Origin of the sequence: Humibacillus xanthopallidus (genome assembly GCF_044793955.1) — a bacterium.
Lineage (GTDB): Bacteria > Actinomycetota > Actinomycetes > Actinomycetales > Dermatophilaceae > Humibacillus > Humibacillus xanthopallidus_C.
The window spans coordinates 1,348,520-1,368,267 of the sequence record NZ_CP084995.1 but is presented as its reverse complement, the minus strand read 5'-3'; the positions used below and the strand labels follow the sequence as shown (position 1 = coordinate 1,368,267).

Sequence of the window (19,748 nt, the reverse complement as noted above, 5' to 3'; positions counted from 1 at the left end):
GGCGACAACCGCGCGCTCAGCCGCATGCTTCCCAGGAGGTAGTACCCACTTTGAAGTAAGGTACTGACATGACGGTTAGTGCCCCGCTGCGCCAGTACTTCCCCGACGGGGTGTTCTCGTCGGGCTGCCCGAGCCGTGTCGTGCTCGACCACGTGACGAGCAAGTGGGGCACCCTCGTCATCCTCGCCCTCGCAGAGGGCGAGGCACTGCGCTGGAGCGAGCTGCGCCGCCGCGCCGAGGGAGTCAGCGAGAAGATGCTCGCGCAGACGCTGCGGCAGCTCGAGGCGGACGGTCTCGTGCACCGTGACGCACGTCCGGTCGTGCCGCCGCACGTCGAGTACTCCCTGACCGATCGCGGGTCCGGCCTGGCCGAGCGGATGGTGCCCCTGATGGCCTGGATCGCCGACCACGCACCGGCCATCGTCTCCGACGCGGAGGAGGCAGCGGCGGCACACGCGGCCGCAGGGGCCGCGGGGGCCGTGACGCAAGCCGTCAGACGTTGAGGCGGTAGCCCCGGCGCACGACCGTCTGCACGAGGTGACGGTCGGGCAGGGCCGCCCTCAGGCGGCTCACCGCCATGTCGAGAGCGTGCTCGTTCTCGGCCTCGGGCAGCCCGTCGAGCAGCCGCTCGCGCGTGCACACGGCGCCCGGCTCGGCCATCAGCGCCGCGAGCATCGCCCGGGGCCCGCGGGCCAGCGTCACCGTCTCGCCACCGAAGGTCACCACCCGGCCGTGCACGACGAGGGGCCCGAGCGCGGTCTGCACCTGCTCGATGCCGTTGAGGGTGAGGTGCTCCACCACGGTGCGGATGAGCGCCCCCATGCGGAAGCGCTCGGGCACGATCGGCACGATTCCGGCGTCGATGAGGGGGGCTGCCGTGACGGGCCCGACCGCGGCGGCCGTGACCCCGCAGCGCATCGCGTCGAGGAGCACCCCGTCCATGCCGAGCTGCGCTGCGGCAGAGACGAGTCCGTCGACCGCAGGCGCGGAGGTGAAGGTCACGACGTCGACCTCCCGCGCCGCGACCGCCATGACGAGACGACCGAGGCGGCTCTCGTCCGTCGGTCGCACCCAGCGGTAGGGCGCGACGGTGAGCACCGACGCACCTGCGGAGCGAAGGCGCTCGAGCTGCTCGACGTCCTCGTGCCCGTGCAGCTGCACCGCGACCCGCTTGCCGAGGACACCGGCGTCGAGGGCCAGCGTGACGGTCGAGGCCGTGCGCTCGTCGTCGGCGATGCCGTCGTCGTCGTGACCAGCCGCGCGCACTGCCCCGCGGGCCTTGGGACCCCGCACGATGATGCGGGCGCGGTCGAGCGCGCGGGCGAGGTCCTCACCGAGCCCCGCGGCGTCGGCGCACTCGATCCACCGGCGGAAGCCGTAGGCCGTCGTCACGATGACGACGTCGGGCTGGCTGTCGATGACGGCACGGGTGTCCCCCACGAGGATCTCGTCCTCGTCGACGGGGGCGATGCGCACCGCGGGTGCATGGATGACCTCAGCGCCCCGGCGCACGAAGGCGTCGACGAGGTCGGCCGACCTCCGGTCGGACGTCACCGCGATCCGGAAGCCCTCGAGCACGGCGCCGCTGCCCTCCGCGCGCGCGACGTCGGGGTCGGGGCCGGTCAGCTGCGCCGACCACGCGGTGGTCGGGTGGGAGCGGCCGCTCATCCGACGACCTCGAGCGCGCGGGCACCGGCCCGGCGCGCCCACACCTGCGACTGGCGCACCACATCGCCGATGACGATGACGGCTGGAGAGGCCGCCCCGCCCCGCTCGACGAGTCCCGGCAGGGTGCCGAGGGTGCCGACGAGACTGCGCTGGTCGGGGGTGAAGCCGCGCTCGACGACGGCGGCGGGGGTGTCGGGGTCGAGGCCGCAGCGCTCGAGGGCGGCCGCGATGGGCACGAGGTTGTGCATGCCCATGAGCACCACCACGGTGCCGCCCAGGTCGGCGAGCGCCCGGGCCCGCTGGTCGTCGAGCGGCACGTGCCCCGAGACGATCGTCACCACGTGGCTGACTCCGCGATGGGTGACGGGGATGCCCGCCGCGCCCGGCACGCCCACGGCCGACGACACTCCGGGCACGACGGTGACGGGCACGCCGGCGCCGACGGCGGCGGCGACCTCCTCGCCCCCGCGGCCGAAGACGTAGGGGTCTCCCCCCTTGAGCCGCACGACGGTGAGCCCGGCGAGGGCCCGCTCGACCATGATCCGCTCGATCTCCGTCTGCGGCACCGCGTGGTGCCCGGGCAGCTTGCCGACGTCGATGACCTCCGCCCCCGGAGCCAGCGCTGCCACGTCTCCCACCTCGGCGAGGCGGTCGGTGAGCACGACGTCGGCGTCCGCGAGCGCGCGCCGGCCATCGATCGTGAGCAACCCCGTGCCGCCGGGGCCGGCCCCGACGAGGATCACGCGGCCGCGCGCCGTGTCCGGGGCTGCCTCCTCGACGACCAGGGCCGATCCAGCGAGGGCGGCGCGGGCCTGCGGCCACTGCCGCGCGTCACCCACGAGCACCGCGAGGCGGGCCCACTCGGCGAGGACCGGCGTGACGCCCGTGGGCGACTCCACGCCGATGACCTGGGCACCGGCCCGCCGGTAGCGACGCACCGCCGGCTCCGTGAGGGCCGACGGCCCGACCACGAGCACCGGCAGCCCGACGACGTCGGTCTCGATGAGCATGCGTGCCTCCCACAGACGGCGCCGGTATGCCGCACGGCGAGCGCGTCGGGTGCGTGACGGCCGTGTGGCGGGTGCAGTGACCACCACGGTAGGCAGCGTGTGTTTCACCGGCGTTTCGCTCCGGCGATCCCCCGGTTAAGCCCCGCTCACCCGGCCGCGGTCTCGCTGTGCGGTCGGACGGGCTCTCCGCTCGCGCGGGCCGGGTGCGAGAGTGGGGCCATGGGATCCGACGCCCCTGCCCTCATCGCCTGCTCGCACGGCACCGCCTCGCCCGACGGTCAGGCAGCCGTCGCCGGGCTCGTCGCCGCGGTCGCTGCCGCCCGACCCGACCTCGAGGTCCACGGCGCCTTCGTCGACGTGCAGCAGCCCGACCCCGCCGCCGTGCTCGACACCCTGCCTGGCGATCGCGACGCCCGGCTCGTGCCCCTGCTGCTGTCGGCCGGCTACCACGTCTTCGTCGACCTGACCGACATCGCGGCGGGCCGATCGCACACGGTGGTCTCACCGGCGCTCGGCCCCGACCCCCGGCTCGTGGCCCTGCTGCACCGTCGGCTCGTCGCGGCCGGGCTGCGCGACGGCGACCGGGTCGTGCTCGCATCCGCCGGCTCGTCCGACGGGCGCGCTGTGTCCGACTGCGCCGCCACCGCAGAGGCCCTCGCCGACCTCGTGGGCGCCCCCGTCATCGCCGCCTACCTCTCCGCCGTGGAGCCACGACTCGCGAATGCCGTTGCCGCGCAACGTCTTCAAGCGGTTGGAGACAAAGCGGAGCCGGCCGCGGCTGACGGGCCAGACGCCGACCGGCCCCGCGTCATCGTCGCGACCTACCTGCTCGCCCCCGGCTTCTTCGCCGACCTCGCCGCGGCCAGTGGGGCCGACGTGGTCACTCCCCCTCTGCTGCTGCCCGACGAGCCCCCGGCTCAGGAGCTCGTCGACATCGTCGTGGAGCGATATCTCAGCTGAGCGGTCGCGGGGCCGGCGCTGTCGGGCCATCGGGAGCGCACGGCATACTCGCCTCGTCGGCCGTCCGGTCGACAGCCACGAGGAGGTATGCCGCTGAACGGGCCCCGCCGTTACGTGACCCTCGCCGGGCCGGCCCGGTCTGAGGTCGAGGTGCGACGGTCCCGATTCGTGTGCGACGTCGCGCCCGTCTCGACGGAGACCGAGGCACGCGCGTTCATGGAGCAGACGCGGGCCGCCAGCCGGGACGCCCGGCACCACTGCACCGCCTTCGTGCTCGGTCCGGACGCGGACACGACACGAAGCAACGACGACGGCGAGCCATCGGGCACGGCGGGTGCCCCGATGCTCGAGGTGCTGCGCGGACGCGGACTCACCGACGTGGCAGCGGTCGTGACCCGGTGGTTCGGAGGCACACTGCTCGGCACCGGCGGCCTCATCCGTGCCTACGGTGACGTCGTGTCAGCGGCCGTCGACGTGGCGCGCCTCGTGACGTACGAGCTGCGCACCGGGCTCGTCGTCGAGGTGGCGGGCGCCAACGGCCCGCGCGTGGAGAACGCGCTGCGCGGGCACCCGGCCTGCCTGGTCACGTCCACGGTCTGGTCAGCCACCGGCCTCGTCGTCGAGGTGGCCGTCGAGCCGGCCGCCGAGGAGCTCGTGCGCGGGCTCGTCGCGGCCCTGACGTCGGGTGACGGCGTCGTCGACGCCGGGACCCCCTCGTGGGCGGCGGTCCCGCCGGCCTGATCGACCTGAGCGGCCCGGACGCCCGTGAGAGCATGCCTGCATGGGCTTCCAGATCGCCAACGAACCAGCCGCTGACCAGGTCCTCGACGACCATCCGTTCGCGGTCGTCGTCGGGATGATGCTCGACCAGCAGTACGGCATGGAGCACGCGTTCCGCGGGGGCTACAAGGTGCTGAGCCGGTTCGGCACCCTCGACCCCGGCGCGATCGCCGCCGCCGACCCCGACGAGTTCAAGGCGATGGCCAGCACCCCACCGGCGATCCACCGCTTCCCCGGGTCGATGGCAGCTCGCCTCCAGGAGCTCGCCGCCCTCGTCGAGGACCGCTACGACGGCGACGTCACGCGTCTGTGGACCGAGGCGAGCACCGGCAAGGAGCTCTTGAAGCGCGTCCAGGAGCTGCCGGGCTTCGGCAAGCAGAAGGCACAGATCTTCGTGGCCCTGCTCGCCAAGCAGCTCGGCGTGCGCCCCGAGGGCTGGGAGGCCGTCGCCGGCGACTACGCCCTCGACGGCTACCGCTCGGTGGCCGACGTCGTCGACGCCGACTCTCTGCTCAAGGTCCGGGAATACAAGCAGGCCAAGAAGGCCGAGGCGAAAGCCAAGCAGGACGCCTGAGCCGCAGCACTTTCCGCCCGTATGCCGCTGGGCTCGCTTCTCGTGGAAGCGAGCCCAGCGGCATACGTCGTCTCAGGCAGCGCCTGACGGAGGTCAGTCGGCGAGGAAGGCGAGGAGGTCGGCGCGGGTCAGCACACCGACGGGCTTGCCGTCGTCGACGACGAGGATCGCGTCGCTGGCCTGCAGCTCCTTGCGGGCCGCCGACACGGGCGAGCCGGCACCCACGAGGGGCAGCCCCGGCTCGATGTGTTTCTCGACGGCGTCGGCCAGGTGGGCCCGACCCGTGAAGAGGGCCTCGAGCAGGGCACGTTCGCTCACCGCGCCGGCGACCTCACCCGACATGACGGGCGGCTCGGCCTTGACGACGGGCATCTGCGAGACGCCGTACTCCTTGAGGATCTGCACCGCGTCGCGGATCGTCTCGCCGGGGTGCGTGTGCACGAGGGCCGGCAGCTCGCCCGACTTGGAGCGCAGCACGTCTCCGACGGTCTGCTCGGTGTGGTCGGTGAGGAAGCCGTAGGAGTGCATCCACTCGTCGTTGAAGATCTTGGACATGTAGCCGCGCCCCGAGTCGGGCAGCAGCACGACGACGATCGCGTCGTCGGGCAGGTCCTTGGCCGCACGCAGCGCGGCGACGACGGCCATGCCGCACGACCCCCCGACGAGCAGGCCCTCCTCGCGGGCGAGGCGACGGGTCATCTCGAAGGAGTCGGCGTCGGACACCGCGATGACCTCGTCGACGACCGACGGGTCGTAGGCGCCGGGCCAGAAGTCCTCGCCGACGCCCTCGACGAGGTAGGGGCGGCCGGTGCCGCCGGAGTAGACCGAGCCCTCGGGGTCGGCCGCGATGATGCGCACCGCGCCGTCGCTGACCTCCTTGAGGTACTTGCCGGTGCCGCTGATCGTGCCGCCCGTGCCGGCGCCGGCGACGAAGTGCGTGACGCGCCCGTCGGTGTCGCGCCAGATCTCGGGCCCGGTGGTCAGGTAGTGGCTGTTGGGGCCCTCGGGGTTGTAGTACTGGTTGGGCTTCCAGGCACCCTCGATCTCGCGGACGAGCCGGTCGGACACGGAGTAGTAGGAGTCGGGGTGGTCCGGCTCGACGGCGGTCGGACACACGACGACCTCGGCGCCGTAGGCCTTGAGCACGTCACGCTTGTCCTGGCTCACCTTGTCGGGGCAGACGAAGACGCAGGAGTAGCCACGACGCTGGGCGACGAGCGCGAGCCCGACGCCGGTGTTGCCACTCGTCGGCTCGACGATGGTGCCGCCGGGCTTCAGCAGGCCGTCGCGCTCGGCGGCCTCGACCATGCGCAGCGCGATGCGGTCCTTGACCGAGCCTCCGGGGTTGAAGTACTCGACCTTCGCGAGGACCGTGCACCTCACCCCTGCGTCCTTGACGACGGAGCCGAGCTTGACGAGGGGGGTGTTGCCGACGAGGTCCGCGACGTTCTCTGCATACTTCACCGCCCCATCCTAGGCGCGCCGCCCGCCCACCGGAGCCGGGCACGAGCCGCCGGCGCCGCGCGTTACCGTGGTGATCCACGCACCGAGGGCAGGAGGGGGTCACGCTCATGGGACGGGCACGCCGCGCACGCAGGATCGCCCAGACCGCTGCCTACGGTGGCGGCGTCGGGGTGGCAGGGCTGGGCGCCATCGGCGCGCTGTCCTACGGCGTGCTGCGGGTCGAGGCAGCGCTGACGCGTCGCATCGTCGGGCAGCGCTTCGAGGCCCCCCCGGTCGACGCGGGCCGCTACGGCGCCGGCTCGGGCGAGCCCATCCGGCTCGTCATGCTCGGTGACTCGACGGCCGCTGGCCTCGGCGTCGACCACCCGCACGAGACCATCGGCGCGACGATCGCCAACGGGGTCGCTGCCTTCAGCGGGCGTCCGGTCGAGGTGACCAACGTGGCCGTCGTGGGGGCCGAGTCCCCCGGGCTCGAGAGCCAGCTCGAGCGCGCTCTCGCCGAAACGCCTTCTCCTGACGTGGCGCTGCTGCTCATCGGCGCCAACGACGTGACCCACCGCATCGACCGCTCGGTGGCCGTGCGCCATCTCGAGATGACCGTGCGCCGCCTGCGCGAGACGGGGGCCGAGGTCGTCGTCGGCACCTGCCCCGACCTCGGCGCCGTCGAGCCGGTGCCCCAGCCGCTGCGCTGGCTCGCCCGCCGCTGGTCGCGTGACCTCGCCGCGGCCCAGACCGTCGCCGTCGTCGAGGCCGGCGGCCGCGCCGTGTCGATCGGCGACATGCTCGGCGCCGCCTTCACCGCCGACCCGCAGACGTTGTTCAGCGCCGACCGCTTCCACCCGAGCGCTGCCGGCTACGCACGCGTCGCCGCCGCCCTCCTCCCGTCGGTCAGCGCCGCGCTCGACCTCTTCGGCGAGCGCACGACCCCGACCCGTCCCAGCCCGCAGCGCGGCGAGGGCATCGGGCCGGTCGCCCGGGCCGCAACGCTCGCGGTCGCGCACCCCGGCACCGAGGTCGCGCCTGCCGAGATCGCGGGTCAGGCCCGCGGCCGCCAGGGCCGCTGGGCCGTGCTCCGGCACCGCATCCGCCCGGCCGTGCCTGCCTCCACCGCCGACCCGCAGCCGGTCTCGCACGAGGCGGCACCCGACGGGGCAGCCGTCGGCTCCGCCTCCACCGACGACAGCAGCGGCCGTATGCCGTCTCGCGAGGACACCTCCGTCCGCTGAGCTCGCCATCGGCCGGGTTCGTCCGACGAGCAGTCGATCGCCGCGCGCTGCCTTCCTCACGCAGTGCGTTCACCACGCGCTGCGTTCGGTCGGTGCCGTTGACGTGAGCCCCGACCCAGCCGTGGGCACGGGCGCGGGGACGGCGGCATACGCGAGCGGGGCCGCCCACCATGACGGCGGACGACCCCGGGGGTCGGTGCGGAGCTGCGGCTCAGGGAAGCGTGAGGATCTGGCTGGCGGGGGGCGCCTTGATGCCGAGGTCCTCGTTCCACTTCGAGAAGTCGAGCTGGCCCGGGCTCTTCGTGGAACCAGTGAAGCGGACAACCTCCATGGCGTCCTTGGACACGTAGAGCGCGCCTTCGGCCTTGCCCTTGGTGTCGGTGATGACCCAGCAGTCGACGCCGCCGACGGTCTCCTCCGTCACGTCGGACGCCACCTGGTCGGCGGTCACGGCCCCGAAGGCCTTCTCGAGGAAGGCCTTGAGGCTGAGGCTCTGGGTCATCGAGGCGGCCGAGGCCGGCGCCTTGATGAACTTGTCCTTGGCCTCGAGCACCTTGGCGGGGGCGTTCTGCTTCTTCCAGAAGGTCTCGTCGCCCTGGATGAAGATGCCGTCGGCGACCGAGATGACGCGGGCCTTGCCGTCGCCGACCATCGAGATCGTGATGTCGGCGGTCTTGCCGTCGCTCGTGCCCTTGAAGTCGATCGTCGTCTCCTTGCCGTCGTCCTCGACGGTGCCCGCGAAGGCGCCGGACGTCGCGGACAGGGCGTTGCTCTTGGCCTTCTCGAGCACCTCGGTGGCCGCCGGCGCATCTGCCTCGGCGGCCGCGCTCGAGGTGGCTGCCGGGGTCGAGCCGGAGGCCCCGGTCGTCGGGGTCTCGGTCTTGGAGCAGGCGGCTGCTCCGAGGGTGATGGTGAGCGCGCCGACGAGCGCGACCACACGCGTGGTCATGGTCTTCATGGGTTCCCCTGGTGGTCTGAGTGGGGCCGCGATGGGCGGCAGTGTCCTCACCGGAGCAGGGGGCTCTCCCGTTCGGCTGGACCGAGAGGGGGCCCGCGCAACGGGTCGGCTCCACCTTACCGGGCCGCAGCGGACGGCAGCCGCCCCAGCGGGCGGGCGGTAGCGAGGAATTGGGCGGCCTTGGCGGCGGCGGGGCCAGCGGGCCACAGGGAGACGCAGCCCACGGCGACCGCCCTGTCGCACGGACCCGCCGACGTCCTACCATCGGGGGAACTGAGCAAGCGCTTAGTCGCCCGTCGCACCGCCGCGCGGGCCGTCGATGCAGTGCAGGAGAAACCCGTGACCGAAGCCGTCATCGTCTCGACCGCCCGCTCGCCGTTCGGCCGAGCCTTCAAGGGCTCGCTCAATTACGTCCGGCCCGACGACCTCGCGGCCACCGTCATCCAGGCGGCCCTCGACAAGGTGCCGGGCCTCGACCCGCGGCTCGTCGAGGACCTCTACCTCGGCTGCGCCGAGCCCTCTGGTCGGCACGGCTCCAACATGGCCAAGGTGGTCGCGACCCTGCTCGACCTCGACGCGACGCCGGCCGCCACGATCAACCGCTTCTGCGCCTCCTCGGCCCAGACGACGCGGATGGCCTTCCACGCGATCAAGGCCGGTGAGGGCGACATCTTCATCTCGGCCGGTGTGGAGTGCGTCTCGCAGTACACCGACTGGGCCGGTGCGGGCGGCGCCAAGGAGGACCAGCAGAACGGCCGCTTCGCCGAGGCGCAGGCCCGCACGAAGCGGATCGCCGAGACCAACGAGACGTGGACCGACCCGCGTGACGAGGGCCTGATGCCCGACATCTACATCTCGATGGGTCAGACGGCAGAGAACGTCGCCACTGCCTACGGCATCACCCGCGAGCGCCAGGACGAGTGGGGTGTCACCAGCCAGAACCGCGCCGAGGCTGCGATCGGCCGTGGTTTCTTCGACTGGGAGATCACGCCCATCACCGCCCCCGATGGCACCGTCGTGACCAAGGACGACGGCCCGCGCGCCGGCGTGACGCTCGAAGCGGTGCAGTCGCTCAACCCCGTCTTCCGCCAACAGGGCACCGTCACCGCCGGCAACTGTTGCCCGCTCAACGACGGCGCGGCGGCGCTCGTCATCATGAGCGACACCAAGGCGAAGGAGCTCGGCCTCCAGCCGCTGGCGCGCGTCGTGTCGACCGCCGCGACGGGCCTCTCCCCCGAGATCATGGGCCTCGGCCCGGTCGAGGCGACCAACCTCGCGCTCAAGCGAGCCGGCCTGTCGATCGGCGACATCGACCTCTACGAGATCAACGAGGCGTTCGCCGCCCAGGTCATCGGGTCCGCCGACCAGATCGGCATGGACTACGACAAGCTCAACGTCAACGGCGGCGCGATCGCCATCGGCCACCCCTTCGGCGCCACCGGGGCCCGCATCACGGGCACGCTCATCAACGCGCTCCGTGAGCGCGACGAGCAGTTCGGCCTCGAGACGATGTGCGTCGGCGGCGGCCAGGGCATGGCCGTCATCTTCGAGCGCCTCACCTGATCGAAGAGCGATCCGCGCGCGTTCGAGCACCCCGCGCGGATCGCTCTCTCGATTCACAACGCACGGGCGTAGGCCGCCGTCCCACCTGATCGAAAGAGCAATCCGTCCGCACCTCCCACGCGAGCGGTCACGCTCCCCGCCGACCCCGCGGACGGATTGCTCTTTCGATCGTCACGCGCGGGATTGCTCTCTGGATTCAGAGGGAGCGGCGTATGCCGGCCAGCTCCTCGGCGACCGCCGCCGGGTCGGCGTCGGGCTCGGCCCGGTAGAGGTCGTGCACCATCACGGTCAGCTGGTCCATGACGACGGCGGGGCCGAGGTCGGGCACGCGCTGCCGGGGCACGTCACATGACGCGGCCACCCGGTCGGCCAGCGACTGCACGAGGGCCGAGACGGACGGCATACGCGAAAGCGCGTGGTCGAGCGGCAGCTGGTGCCACCGCTCGACCACGCGCCGGAGTTCGTCTGCCACCTCCTGCGGGGTCGGCGAACCCGCGCGAGGAGAGGCCATGCTGTGGACCTGAGGTCAGTCGCGCAGACGCGCGAAGAGACGCACGAACTCGATGTAGAGCCAGACGATCGAGACGATCAGGCCGTGGGCCAGCAGCCACGAGTACTTCTTCGGGGCGCCGACCTTGACGGCGTTGTCGATCGAGTCGAAGTCGATCGCCAGCGAGTAGGAGGCGAGGCCGACACCAAGGATCGACAGACCGATGCCGAGCGGGCCGCTGCCACCGAAGCCCCAGCCGTCGATGACACCGGTCATCAGCAGCACGACCTGGAGCAGCGAGAAGAGGCCGTAGCCGACGATCGCGAAGAAGAACATCCGGCGGGTCTTGGCGTTGACCTTGACGAAGCCGGTGGCGTAGCCGATGTACATCGCGACGAACACGCAGAGCGTCGCGAGGACGGCCATCTGCACGACGCCTTCGTACTGCGGGATGGAGTTGATGTACTGGCTGAAGGCGCCGAGGAAGGCGCCCTGCAGCACGGCATAGACCATGAGCAGCGGCACCGACACCTTCTTCATGAAGGCGATGGCGAAGCCGAGGATCAGCGTGCCGAACATGCCGCCGAGCCAGAAAGGCAGCGTCATGTCGGTGTTGGCCGCGGTCCAGACCCACGACACGCCGGCGACGGCGACCGTGACGACGAACAGCACGAGGCTCTTGACGACGACGTCGTCGATGGTGACGCGGCCGGTGTCGGTCGGGCCGGCCGGCGCCTGGTTGTACATCTCGTTGAGCTGCTGCGCCGTCATCGCGTCCTGGGCCGCGTAACCGCTCGTCGCGGCCTGCGTGCCCTGCTGGGCCGGCTGCTGGGGGCTCCCCTGCGGCGCGCCGAAGCCGGCGTAGCGCTCCTTCTCGATCTGCTTGTTGAGCCGGTCGAAGACCGGGTTTCCACCTGCCATGTGAGTGCGCTCCTCGAAGCACTGGGTGCCACGACCCGCTCCTGGGCGTGGCGACTGTCCCCAAGCGTAAGCGAACGGACCCCCACCCCCGGTTCCCGCACCCCGCGTCCGTGACGGGTGAGACGAGATCGTGACGCGGTCGCACGCGCGGGCGACGGCATACTGGGTCGGCGCCCCCGTGGCCCAACTGGCAGAGGCAGGCGACTTAAAATCGCCAACGGTGAGGGTTCGAGTCCCTCCGGGGGTACGAAAGGGATACGAATCGGGTGCGACGGGCGTGAGGGCGAGGCGCTGGTCCACGGTGTGATCTGCAGCACGATCCGGTCACGGAGCGCCCAGTCCTCGAGCCGGATGCGTGCTCCCGGTGGCGCGGGGGCATAGACTAGAACAGCAATCAGGGTCCAGGGGCGGTTTCATCGCGTTCTTTTCTCGGACCACCAGCCTGCGCACAACGGCGAGCCACGGCGAGAAGAAGAAGAGCAGCGACGATACGCAACGAGGAGTCGAGAGTGCTGGAGCAACGTGTCGCGGGCACGCCCCCGACGGTTCTGGCACGCCCTGACATGATCAGGCTGGCTCTGATCGAGTGGTTCGCCCGGCTCGTGGCGGCGCTGCACCGCGCGTGGGCCGACCCGATGGTCCGCCGAGGCACCCTCGGCATGGCCCTCGTCGGCGCCGGATCCCTGACTCCGGCCTTCCTGCCTGCCAAGGCCCCGATCATCGAGCAGCTGCACCTGCAGTGGATGGGCGAGGGCGTCGGACGCTTCGTCGCCACCGTGCTGCTCATCGCCGGTCTGGGGCTGCTCGTCGACGCTTGGCTGCGCATGCGCCCGCGCGACGGTCGCCGGGTGCCGAGCCTCGCGTGGGTCTTCTGGAGCCTGCCAGTCCTGCTCGCCCCGCCGCTCTTCAGCCGCGACGCCTACAGCTACGCCGCGCAAGGGCTCATCGTCCAGCGCGGTCTCGACCCCTACGCCTACGGCCCCTACTGGGTCCCCGGTCAGTTCGCCGACCAGGTCGACCCGATGTGGCTGCTCACCCCTGCGCCCTACGGCCCGCTCGCCCTCCAGGTGCAGCACGCGGTCGTCGCGATCGCCGGCGACAACGCCTATCTCGCCGCGGTCCTCATGCGCCTGCCGGCGCTGGCCGCCGTCGCCCTGCTGGCCTGGACGCTGCCGCGCCTCGCGAAGCGTTTCGGCGTCAACCCGTCCCAGGCCCTCTGGCTGGCGGTGCTCAACCCGCTCGTCATCATGCACTTCGTCGGTGGGGCGCACGGCGACGCCATCATGGTCGCGCTCGTCGTGCTCGCCCTCTACGTCGCCAGCCTCGGACGCTTCTGGGTCGGCGCCGCGCTGATCGCGGCCGCCGCGACCTACAAGCAGACCGGCGCCCTCGCCCTCATCGGGGTCATCGGCATGGCGATGCAGGCCGACGGCACCGCCGGTCTGGGCGCTTCGGCTCGCCTGCGCTCGCTCCTGCGCCATGGCATGAGCCTCACTCTCGTCACCATCGCGGCCTTCGCCACCATCACCGCGTTCACCGGCCTCGGCTGGGGGTGGACCTCCAACCTCTCCGTGCCCGCGAGCCTGCGCTCGCTCATCGCCCCGCCGACCTTTGTCGGCGCGTCGATCGAGTGGTTCATGAACCTCGCCGGTATGCCGCTCGCGACCGCCGCGGTCGCCGTGCCGATCGCCCAGAGCATCGGTCTGCTGCTCGGCCTCGTGTCCATCGCGGTGATCGTCTGGCGGGTCGCCCCGCGCAAGCCCGTGCTCGCTGCGGCCGGGGCGCTGCTCGCGCTCGTCGCCTCGGGCCCGGTCATCCACCCGTGGTACCTCCTCTGGGGCGGCGTGCTGCTCGGCGCCGTGCGCCTCTCGGAGCGAGCCATCCGGGCCGTCGTCTTCGTGACGCTCTTCTTCGTCACCTACGGTGCGGTCGACGCCACCCTCTCCAACGGCACGTGGGCCCTGGGCCTCTCGGCCGCCCTCTGGATGGTCGGCCGCTTCATCGTGTCGCGTCGCCGGCCCGTGGAGGCGACACCCGAGCCGACGCGCCGTGCAGTCACCGCCGCCACCGGCTGACCACCTGCTCATTCACCCCACGGGGGTGATGAACCACGCGACGGACGCTCCCTAGCCTTGGAGGAGAGCCTCCGACCGGGCGGCTCACGGACGGTCGAGGTGCGTCATGAGTTTCTGGGACTTCTTCTGGCTCCTCGTGTGGAGCTTCTTCTTCGTCGCCTTCCTGATGGCCCTCTTCCAGATCGTCGTCGATCTGTTCCGGGACCCGGAGCTGAGCGGCTGGTGGAAGGCGCTGTGGATGCTCTTCATCCTCTTCCTGCCCGTACTGGGAGCGCTCGTCTACCTCGTCGCCCGCGGAAACGGCATGGCGAAGCGTCAGATGCGTGACGCCACCGAGGCCAAGAGCGCGACCGACGCCTACATCCAGTCCGTGGCCAAGCAGTCCAACCCCGCCGAGCAGATCGCCACGGCCAAGGGACTGCTCGACAGCGGTGCCATCAGCCAGGCGGAGTTCGACTCGCTGAAGGCCAAGGCCCTCGCCTGAGAGCGTCCGACACCTCGGCGGTGCCGGAGGTCGGATGGCTCAGACGATCTGACTCAGGGCGATGCCGTCGAGGATGTCGTGCTCTGACGTGACGATCTCGGTGCTGCCGCTGCGCTCCACGAAGCGCTCCACGATCCGGCGCCAGACCAGACCCCCTGCGCCGATCACATCGACCCGGCCGGGGTGCAGATAGGGCAGCGCGGCCCGCTCGGCTCGCGACATCGAGAGCAGCTCGGTGGACGCCACGATCATGTCGTCAGGGCTTGACCGGGTGAGGTGGACCCGCTCGGCCGAGTAGGCGGGCAGACGCAGCAGGTGGGCCGTGATCGTCGTGATGCTGCCCGCCAAGCCGACGAGGGTCGCGACCCCCTCGAAGGGCACGGACCGTTCGGCCTCGTCGAGGGCGGCGTCGACGTCGGCCGTGGCCGCATCGATCTGGGCGGGGGTCGGCGGGTCGCTCGCGAGATGGCGCTCGGTCAGGCGCACACAGCCGATGTCGACCGAGCGCGCTGCCTCGACGTGGTCGGTGCCACGCACGAACTCCGTGGAGCCACCACCGAGGTCGACGACGAGGTAGGGGCCCGCCACGCCCCGGGCCGCGAGGCCACCGGTGGCGCCAGCAAAGGACAGGGAGGCCTCCTCGTCACCGCTCACGACCTCGGGTGCCACGTCGGCCCCGAAGTCCTCCTGGAAGGCGGTGTGCACGCCCGCGATGAACTCCGCGGCGTTGCTCGCGTCACGGGAGGCCGAGGTCGCCACGAAGCGGACCCGCTCGGCACCGAGCTCGCGGCAGGTGACGGCGTACTCCCTCGTCACCCGCAGGGTGCGCTCCATCGACTCCGGCGCGATCGAGCCCGTGCGATCGACCCCGTGGCCCAGCCGCACGATCTCCATGCGGCGGTGCAGGTCGACGAGCGAGCGGGTCGCCGGGTCGATGTCTGCCACGAGCAGACGGATGGAGTTGGTGCCGCAGTCGATCGCTCCGACGCGGATCGTCGAGTCAGCCACGGTGGACGTCCTGAATGGGTTGGTCGGGATGGTCGCGTTGGTCGGGTTGGTGGGGTCGGTCCGACTGGTCGGTCGAGGCGTCCTCGGCCGCGTGCACGGCCGCGCACGATGTGGGCGTCCACCAGTCTCCGAGCATCGCGAGTGCCTCGTCGCCGAGTGGGTTGACTCCGGGCCCGGCCGCCAGCGAGTGGGCGACGAGCACGTGCAGGCACTTGACGCGGGTCGGCATGCCGCCGGCCGAGACACCCTCGATCTCGGGCACCTCGCCCAGCTCGGCGCGGCTCGCGAGGTAGTGCTCGTGGGCCGAGCGGTAGGCGGCTGAGAGGTCGTCGTCCACGCCCAGCCGCTCGCTCATCTCCCGCATGACCCCGGCCGTCTCGAGGGTGCTGACCGCGCCCGTCAGGCGGGGACACGTCGCGTAGTAGGTCGTCGGGAACGGTGTGCCATCGGGCAGCCGGGGCTCGGTGCGCAGCACGTCGGGCTCGCCGCACGGGCAGCGGTGGGCGACCTCGGCCACTCCACGTGCCGGCCGGCCGAGCTGGCGCTGCACGGCCTCGAGGTCGCGCGGGTCGACAGGCGAACGGCCTTCTGGCAGTTGAGCGCTCATCGCGTGGCGGGGAGGCCGGCAGTGGGCCGGTCGGCGATCTGGATCGACTGCCACACCTTGCCGTACCACGGAGCCGACGCGTTGGCGAGCGGTGCGGCGACGACCGGGCGCTCTGCAGCGGCCGCGCTGGCGTCGTTGGTGCCGTTGTCGATGACGGTGTAGGCGCGGTCGCCGACGCGCACGAACTTGAGCCGCTCGCGCGCCTGCAGCTCGATGTAGGCGGGGTCCTTCCAGAGGGCGGCCTCGCGGGTGAGGTCGGCCACCGACTGCTGCTGCTGCACGACGCGGTCCTGCAGGGCGACCGTGTCACCGCGCTGCTGGATGAGCGAGCGCAGGGTCGGCACGAGGGTCACGGCGAGCATGACGACGATGGTGAGCAGGATCGCCCCCCTGACCCAGCCCGCCGAGGCCGACGGGGGCGCGGGGGGAGCCGTGCGCGGCCGGGCAGCGAGACCGGGCCGCTCCTTGCCGGGACCCGATCGCGACGGGCGGGAGGCTCCCGACCTCGCCGTGGAGCGAGCGGCCTTGGCAGGGCGGGCGCCGGCCGAACGGCCGGTGGCCCCGCGCGCCGTCGACGGGCGGGCGCTCGACGACGAGGCGCTGGTCGTCGACCGGGCTCCCGAGGCCGGACGCGCGCCATCGCCCCGACCGCTCGAGGAGCGGCCGGGGCGAGGAGGCGTGCGCTCGGCCACAGGTCAGCCCTGGGCGCCGTAGCGGGTCGCGTCGAAGCGCGGGAAGGCGCCGGCGCCGGCATACACGGCGGCGTCGTCGAGCTCCTCCTCGATGCGCAGCAGCTGGTTGTACTTCGCGACGCGCTCGGAGCGGGCCGGGGCGCCGGTCTTGATCTGGCCGCAGTTCGTCGCGACCGCGAGGTCGGCGATGGTGACGTCCTCGGTCTCGCCGGAGCGGTGGCTCATCATGCAGCGGTAGCCGTTGGTCTGCGCGAGCGTGACGGCGTCGAGCGTCTCGGTCAGGGTGCCGATCTGGTTGACCTTGACCAGGAGCGCGTTGGCGGTGCCGGTGGAGATGCCACGACCGAGCCGCTCGGGGTTGGTGACGAAGAGGTCGTCGCCGACGAGCTGCACCTTGTCGCCGAGGAGGTCGGTCATCGCCTTCCAGCCGTCCCAGTCGTCCTCGTCGAGCGGGTCCTCGATGGAGACGAGCGGGTAGGCCGCGACGAGCTCCGCGTAGTAGGCGACCATCTCGTCGGCGCTCTTGGACCCGCCCTCGAAGGAGTAGGACCCGTTGTCGTGGAACTCGGAGGCCGCAACGTCGAGCGCCAGCGCGATGTCGCGGCCGGCGACGTAGCCGGCCGCCTCGATGGCCTCGACGATGAGGTCGAGCGCGGCACGGTTGGACTCCAGGTTGGGGGCGAAGCCGCCCTCGTCACCGAGACCCGTGGCGAGGCCGCGCTCGTGCAGCACCTTCTTGAGGGCGTGGTAGACCTCGGCGCCCCAGCGCACCGCCTCGCGGAAGGTGGGGGCCCCGATGGGGGCGATCATGAACTCCTGGATGTCGACGTTGGAGTCGGCGTGCGACCCACCGTTGAGGATGTTCATCATCGGGACCGGCAGCACGTGCGCGTTGGGCCCGCCGACGTAGCGGAAGAGCGGCAGTCCGGCCGACTCGGCCGCGGCGTGCGCGACGGCGAGGGACACCCCGAGGATCGCGTTGGCGCCGAGGTTCTCCTTGTTGGCCGAGCCGTCGAGCGCCATCATCTCGGCGTCGATGAGGCGCTGCTCGCTCGCCTCGAAGCCGACGAGGCGCGGGTTGATCTCCTCGATGACGGCGTCGACCGCCTGCAGCACGCCCTTGCCGAGGTAGCGGCCCTTGTCGCCGTCGCGGCGCTCGGACGCCTCGAAGGCGCCGGTCGAGGCGCCCGACGGCACGGCCGCCCGGGCGAAAGTGCCGTCGTCGAGCCGCAGCTCGACCTCGACGGTGGGGTTGCCGCGCGAGTCCAGGATCTCGCGGGCGCCAATCTCCTCAATGGTGGCCACTGACACTCCTCGGCAGGTCGCGCCCTTCTCGGGCGCGGTAGGGGTTTGGGAAGGACTGCGTCCGAGCGTAGTCCCCGACGCGCCGCGCCCGCCGGAGCGACCCGGCATACGGGCCGCCGACGTTGGTCGCTCACAGGGCTAGCACGAATTTGGTCAAGGAAGCCCCTTATTCGTCCCTCCATCCGGCATACTCACACGTAGCCTGAACCGGGGGGCCGGGAGCAGGACGACGTCTCCAGGGGTGGAGACTGAGGGATCGGCGTCGAGTGCGCCGGGTTTGGGGAGAGTGCATGGGTCAGCCCATGGGGGAGACAGGGGTCGCGCTCATCGACATCAGTGCGCGCCCGATCACACAGCCACTGACCGACCGCACCCGCAGCCAACGGCTGCTGCAGCTCGCGATCGCGGGGGGCGATCTCGTCGTCATCGCGCTCGCCACCGTGCTGGCTGCTCTGGGGCGCACGAGTCTCGGGTTGTTCGACCCGACCGCTGACATCAACGACGTCGCGCAGTCGGTCGGCCTCTGGATCGTCGCGGCCTGGATGCTCGCCAACGTCGTGATGGGCACCTACGCCCGCGCCCACGTCGGCGCCGGCACGATCGAGTACGCCCGCATCTGCAGCGCCGCCGGCATCACGGCCGGCCTCATCGGCATCATCAGCTACCTGACGAAGTTCAACCTGTCGCGGGGCTTCTTCGTGCTCCTCTTCGTCATCGGCGTGCCCCTGCTCCTGCTGTGGCGCTGGGTTGCGCGGCGTCTCGTGCACCGGGCCCACGCGCACGGGCACCTGCTGACGCGAGTCCTCATCTCGGGCTCGGCCTCGCACATCGACGAGGTGGCCGCCGTGCTCGACCGCGAGTCGTGGCTCGGCTATCGCATCGTCGGCGCGCTCGTCCCCTCGTCGACGCCGGCGTCGGCCACCACCCCGCGCGGGGTGCCCGTCGTCGGGGTGAGCGGACGCACCGCTGACGCCGTGCGGCGCGAGAAGGCCGACCTCGTCGTCTTCACCGAGGGGGCCTTTCCTTCCGCCGTCGACTTCCGCCGGATCGCCTGGGACCTCGAGGGTCACCACGTGCAGATGGCGGTCGTGCCGAGCCTCAGCGACATCTCCTCGGGGCGCATGGCCATGCGCCCGGTGGGCGGCGTCCCCCTCGTCCACGTCGAGCAGCCGCAGAGCCTCGAGGCCTCTCGCGGGCTGAAGCGCATCTTCGACCTCGTCGGCGCGAGCGTGCTCCTCGTGCTCGCCCTGCCGCTCATGGTCGTGTGCGCGATCCTCATCAAGGCGGGCGACGGCGGGCCGGTGCTCTTCCGCCAGACGCGCGTGGGGCGCGACGGCGAGTTCTTCGAGTGCCTCAAGCTGCGCAGCATGGTCGTCGACGCCGAGGCCCAGCTCGACGGCGTCAGCCACCTCACGAGCGACCCCGACAGCCTCCTCTTCAAGGCGCGCCGCGACCCCCGGGTCACAGCCGTCGGGGCCTTCATGCGCCGGTTCTCGATCGACGAGCTCCCGCAGCTGTTCAACGTCATCTCCGGCGACATGAGCCTCGTCGGCCCCCGCCCGGCGCTGCCGGCCGAGGTGCGGCGCTACCACCCCGACGTGCAGCGCCGCCTCCATGTGCGGCCGGGCATGACCGGGCTGTGGCAGGTCTCCGGTCGCAGTGACCTCTCATGGGACGACACGGTGCGGCTCGACCTCTACTACGTCGACAACTGGTCGATCGTGCAGGACCTCGCGATCATGGCCAAGACCATCCACGCCGTCCTGCGCACCCGCGGGGCCTACTGACCCCCACCCAGCCCGTATGCCGGGTGGCCGGGTCCCCGTCGAGGGCGAGCACCCGACGGGCTGGGTCTCACGACGTCTCGAGTCCCCAGTGACCAAGCAGGCACGCCCGGCGTCGACACGTGAGCGCTCGACCGCACCTGCGCCCCCAAACACCATCGAGTGCCCAGTTCCCGACA

The 19,748-nt window shown here is 71.8% G+C and carries 20 protein-coding genes and 1 tRNA gene; 11 read left to right on the top strand and 10 right to left on the bottom strand.

What is annotated here, in order from left to right:
* The first annotated feature begins 68 nt into the window (after positions 1-68).
* Positions 69-503, top strand: coding sequence for a winged helix-turn-helix transcriptional regulator (locus tag LG278_RS06180; RefSeq protein ID WP_404391980.1), 435 nt, complete (start codon positions 69-71; stop codon positions 501-503).
* Here LG278_RS06180 and LG278_RS06175 read toward each other — a convergent pair.
* Both LG278_RS06175 and cobA read right to left on the bottom strand, forming a co-directional pair.
* Positions 493-1,668 (bottom strand): uroporphyrinogen-III synthase, encoded by a 1,176-nt coding sequence (locus LG278_RS06175; protein WP_404391978.1) that lies wholly within the window; start codon positions 1,666-1,668, stop codon positions 493-495. The genes LG278_RS06180 and LG278_RS06175 overlap by 11 nt on opposite strands.
* Complete coding sequence (gene cobA / locus LG278_RS06170; RefSeq protein ID WP_404391976.1) at positions 1,665-2,678, bottom strand: uroporphyrinogen-III C-methyltransferase; 1,014 nt, start codon at positions 2,676-2,678, stop codon at positions 1,665-1,667. Before cobA ends, LG278_RS06175 begins: the two co-directional genes overlap by 4 nt.
* Positions 2,679-2,897: 219 nt before the next feature.
* Here cobA and LG278_RS06165 point away from each other — a divergent pair, with 219 nt between their 5' ends.
* The 3 genes from LG278_RS06165 to LG278_RS06155 all read left to right on the top strand — a co-directional run bounded on the left by LG278_RS06165 (position 2,898) and on the right by LG278_RS06155 (position 4,992).
* The gene (locus LG278_RS06165; protein ID WP_404391974.1) at positions 2,898-3,638 is read left to right on the top strand and encodes a sirohydrochlorin chelatase; all 741 of its coding nucleotides are present in this window, start codon (positions 2,898-2,900) and stop codon (positions 3,636-3,638) included.
* An 87-nt stretch (positions 3,639-3,725) separates the two neighbouring features.
* Positions 3,726-4,379 (top strand): IMPACT family protein, encoded by a 654-nt coding sequence (locus LG278_RS06160; RefSeq protein ID WP_404391972.1) that lies wholly within the window; start codon positions 3,726-3,728, stop codon positions 4,377-4,379.
* 40 nt (positions 4,380-4,419) lie between these two features.
* The gene (locus LG278_RS06155; protein ID WP_404391970.1) at positions 4,420-4,992 is read left to right on the top strand and encodes an HhH-GPD-type base excision DNA repair protein; all 573 of its coding nucleotides are present in this window, start codon (positions 4,420-4,422) and stop codon (positions 4,990-4,992) included.
* Positions 4,993-5,085: 93 nt separating this feature from the next.
* Here LG278_RS06155 and LG278_RS06150 read toward each other — a convergent pair whose 3' ends face one another.
* Positions 5,086-6,456, bottom strand: a complete 1,371-nt coding sequence (locus LG278_RS06150; protein ID WP_404391968.1) for a cystathionine beta-synthase — start codon at positions 6,454-6,456, stop codon at positions 5,086-5,088.
* Between the two features lie 107 nt (positions 6,457-6,563).
* Here LG278_RS06150 and LG278_RS06145 point away from each other — a divergent pair, with 107 nt between their 5' ends.
* Positions 6,564-7,682, top strand: a complete 1,119-nt coding sequence (locus LG278_RS06145) for an SGNH/GDSL hydrolase family protein (RefSeq protein ID WP_404391966.1) — start codon at positions 6,564-6,566, stop codon at positions 7,680-7,682.
* A gap of 211 nt (positions 7,683-7,893) precedes the next feature.
* Here the strand turns inward: LG278_RS06145 and LG278_RS06140 are convergent, their stop codons facing one another.
* The gene (locus LG278_RS06140; RefSeq protein ID WP_404391964.1) at positions 7,894-8,640 is read right to left on the bottom strand and encodes a hypothetical protein; all 747 of its coding nucleotides are present in this window, start codon (positions 8,638-8,640) and stop codon (positions 7,894-7,896) included.
* A 339-nt stretch (positions 8,641-8,979) separates the two neighbouring features.
* Here LG278_RS06140 and LG278_RS06135 point away from each other — a divergent pair, with 339 nt between their 5' ends.
* A complete protein-coding gene (locus tag LG278_RS06135; RefSeq protein WP_404391962.1) occupies positions 8,980-10,203 on the top strand; it encodes an acetyl-CoA C-acetyltransferase in 1,224 nt (407 codons plus the stop codon).
* 196 nt (positions 10,204-10,399) lie between these two features.
* Here the strand turns inward: LG278_RS06135 and LG278_RS06130 are convergent, their stop codons facing one another.
* The gene (locus LG278_RS06130) at positions 10,400-10,675 is read right to left on the bottom strand and encodes a hypothetical protein (RefSeq protein ID WP_404391960.1); all 276 of its coding nucleotides are present in this window, start codon (positions 10,673-10,675) and stop codon (positions 10,400-10,402) included.
* Between the two features lie 54 nt (positions 10,676-10,729).
* Positions 10,730-11,614: a Bax inhibitor-1/YccA family protein gene (locus LG278_RS06125; RefSeq protein ID WP_404391958.1), complete on the bottom strand. Its 885-nt coding sequence runs from the start codon at positions 11,612-11,614 to the stop codon at positions 10,730-10,732.
* Between the two features lie 172 nt (positions 11,615-11,786).
* Between LG278_RS06125 and LG278_RS06120 the strand changes: the two genes are divergently transcribed.
* From LG278_RS06120 to LG278_RS06110, 3 genes are all read left to right on the top strand, one after another.
* Positions 11,787-11,861: transfer RNA gene (locus tag LG278_RS06120), tRNA-Leu, on the top strand.
* A gap of 262 nt (positions 11,862-12,123) precedes the next feature.
* The gene (gene mptB / locus LG278_RS06115; RefSeq protein WP_404391956.1) at positions 12,124-13,689 is read left to right on the top strand and encodes a polyprenol phosphomannose-dependent alpha 1,6 mannosyltransferase MptB; all 1,566 of its coding nucleotides are present in this window, start codon (positions 12,124-12,126) and stop codon (positions 13,687-13,689) included.
* Between the two features lie 106 nt (positions 13,690-13,795).
* Positions 13,796-14,173, top strand: coding sequence for a PLDc N-terminal domain-containing protein (locus LG278_RS06110; RefSeq protein WP_404391954.1), 378 nt, complete (start codon positions 13,796-13,798; stop codon positions 14,171-14,173).
* A gap of 39 nt (positions 14,174-14,212) precedes the next feature.
* Here the strand turns inward: LG278_RS06110 and LG278_RS06105 are convergent, their stop codons facing one another.
* From LG278_RS06105 to LG278_RS06095, 3 genes are read right to left on the bottom strand one after another with little or no spacing between them, the layout of a single operon-like run.
* Positions 14,213-15,181: an exopolyphosphatase gene (locus LG278_RS06105; RefSeq protein WP_404391952.1), complete on the bottom strand. Its 969-nt coding sequence runs from the start codon at positions 15,179-15,181 to the stop codon at positions 14,213-14,215.
* A complete protein-coding gene (locus LG278_RS06100; protein ID WP_404391950.1) occupies positions 15,174-15,788 on the bottom strand; it encodes a DUF501 domain-containing protein in 615 nt (204 codons plus the stop codon). The genes LG278_RS06105 and LG278_RS06100 overlap by 8 nt, the downstream gene beginning before the upstream one ends.
* Positions 15,785-16,150, bottom strand: a complete 366-nt coding sequence (locus LG278_RS06095; RefSeq protein ID WP_404391948.1) for a septum formation initiator family protein — start codon at positions 16,148-16,150, stop codon at positions 15,785-15,787. The genes LG278_RS06100 and LG278_RS06095 overlap by 4 nt, the downstream gene beginning before the upstream one ends.
* Between LG278_RS06095 and LG278_RS06090 the strand changes: the two genes are divergently transcribed.
* Positions 16,149-16,502: a hypothetical protein gene (locus LG278_RS06090; RefSeq protein ID WP_404391946.1), complete on the top strand. Its 354-nt coding sequence runs from the start codon at positions 16,149-16,151 to the stop codon at positions 16,500-16,502. The two genes, LG278_RS06095 and LG278_RS06090, sit on opposite strands and share 2 nt — an antisense overlap.
* On the opposite strand, the gene eno is transcribed toward LG278_RS06090, so the two are convergent.
* Positions 16,484-17,785 carry a phosphopyruvate hydratase gene (eno, locus tag LG278_RS06085; protein ID WP_404391944.1) on the bottom strand — a complete coding sequence of 434 codons (1,302 nt, stop codon included), beginning with the start codon at positions 17,783-17,785 and terminating at the stop codon, positions 16,484-16,486. The genes LG278_RS06090 and eno overlap by 19 nt on opposite strands.
* 302 nt (positions 17,786-18,087) lie before the next feature.
* On the opposite strand from eno, the gene LG278_RS06080 reads away from it, so the two are divergent.
* Positions 18,088-19,572: a sugar transferase gene (locus tag LG278_RS06080; RefSeq protein ID WP_404391942.1), complete on the top strand. Its 1,485-nt coding sequence runs from the start codon at positions 18,088-18,090 to the stop codon at positions 19,570-19,572.
* Positions 19,573-19,748 lie beyond the last annotated feature (176 nt).

Bases quoted from the DNA above. Each gene is read 5' to 3' on its own strand.
- LG278_RS06180 (WP_404391980.1), top strand. From the start codon at position 69: ATGACGGTTAGTGCCCCGCTGCGCCAGTACTTCCCCGACGGGGTGTTC.
- LG278_RS06175 (WP_404391978.1), bottom strand. From the start codon at position 1,668: ATGAGCGGCCGCTCCCACCCGACCACCGCGTGGTCGGCGCAGCTGACC.
- cobA (WP_404391976.1), bottom strand. From the start codon at position 2,678: ATGCTCATCGAGACCGACGTCGTCGGGCTGCCGGTGCTCGTGGTCGGG.
- LG278_RS06165 (WP_404391974.1), top strand. From the start codon at position 2,898: ATGGGATCCGACGCCCCTGCCCTCATCGCCTGCTCGCACGGCACCGCC.
- LG278_RS06160 (WP_404391972.1), top strand. From the start codon at position 3,726: ATGCCGCTGAACGGGCCCCGCCGTTACGTGACCCTCGCCGGGCCGGCC.
- LG278_RS06155 (WP_404391970.1), top strand. From the start codon at position 4,420: ATGGGCTTCCAGATCGCCAACGAACCAGCCGCTGACCAGGTCCTCGAC.
- LG278_RS06145 (WP_404391966.1), top strand. From the start codon at position 6,564: ATGGGACGGGCACGCCGCGCACGCAGGATCGCCCAGACCGCTGCCTAC.
- LG278_RS06140 (WP_404391964.1), bottom strand. From the start codon at position 8,640: ATGAAGACCATGACCACGCGTGTGGTCGCGCTCGTCGGCGCGCTCACC.
- LG278_RS06125 (WP_404391958.1), bottom strand. From the start codon at position 11,614: ATGGCAGGTGGAAACCCGGTCTTCGACCGGCTCAACAAGCAGATCGAG.
- LG278_RS06110 (WP_404391954.1), top strand. From the start codon at position 13,796: ATGAGTTTCTGGGACTTCTTCTGGCTCCTCGTGTGGAGCTTCTTCTTC.
- LG278_RS06100 (WP_404391950.1), bottom strand. From the start codon at position 15,788: ATGAGCGCTCAACTGCCAGAAGGCCGTTCGCCTGTCGACCCGCGCGAC.
- LG278_RS06090 (WP_404391946.1), top strand. From the start codon at position 16,149: ATGACGACGATGGTGAGCAGGATCGCCCCCCTGACCCAGCCCGCCGAG.
- LG278_RS06095 (WP_404391948.1), bottom strand. From the start codon at position 16,150: ATGCTCGCCGTGACCCTCGTGCCGACCCTGCGCTCGCTCATCCAGCAG.
- LG278_RS06080 (WP_404391942.1), top strand. From the start codon at position 18,088: ATGGGGGAGACAGGGGTCGCGCTCATCGACATCAGTGCGCGCCCGATC.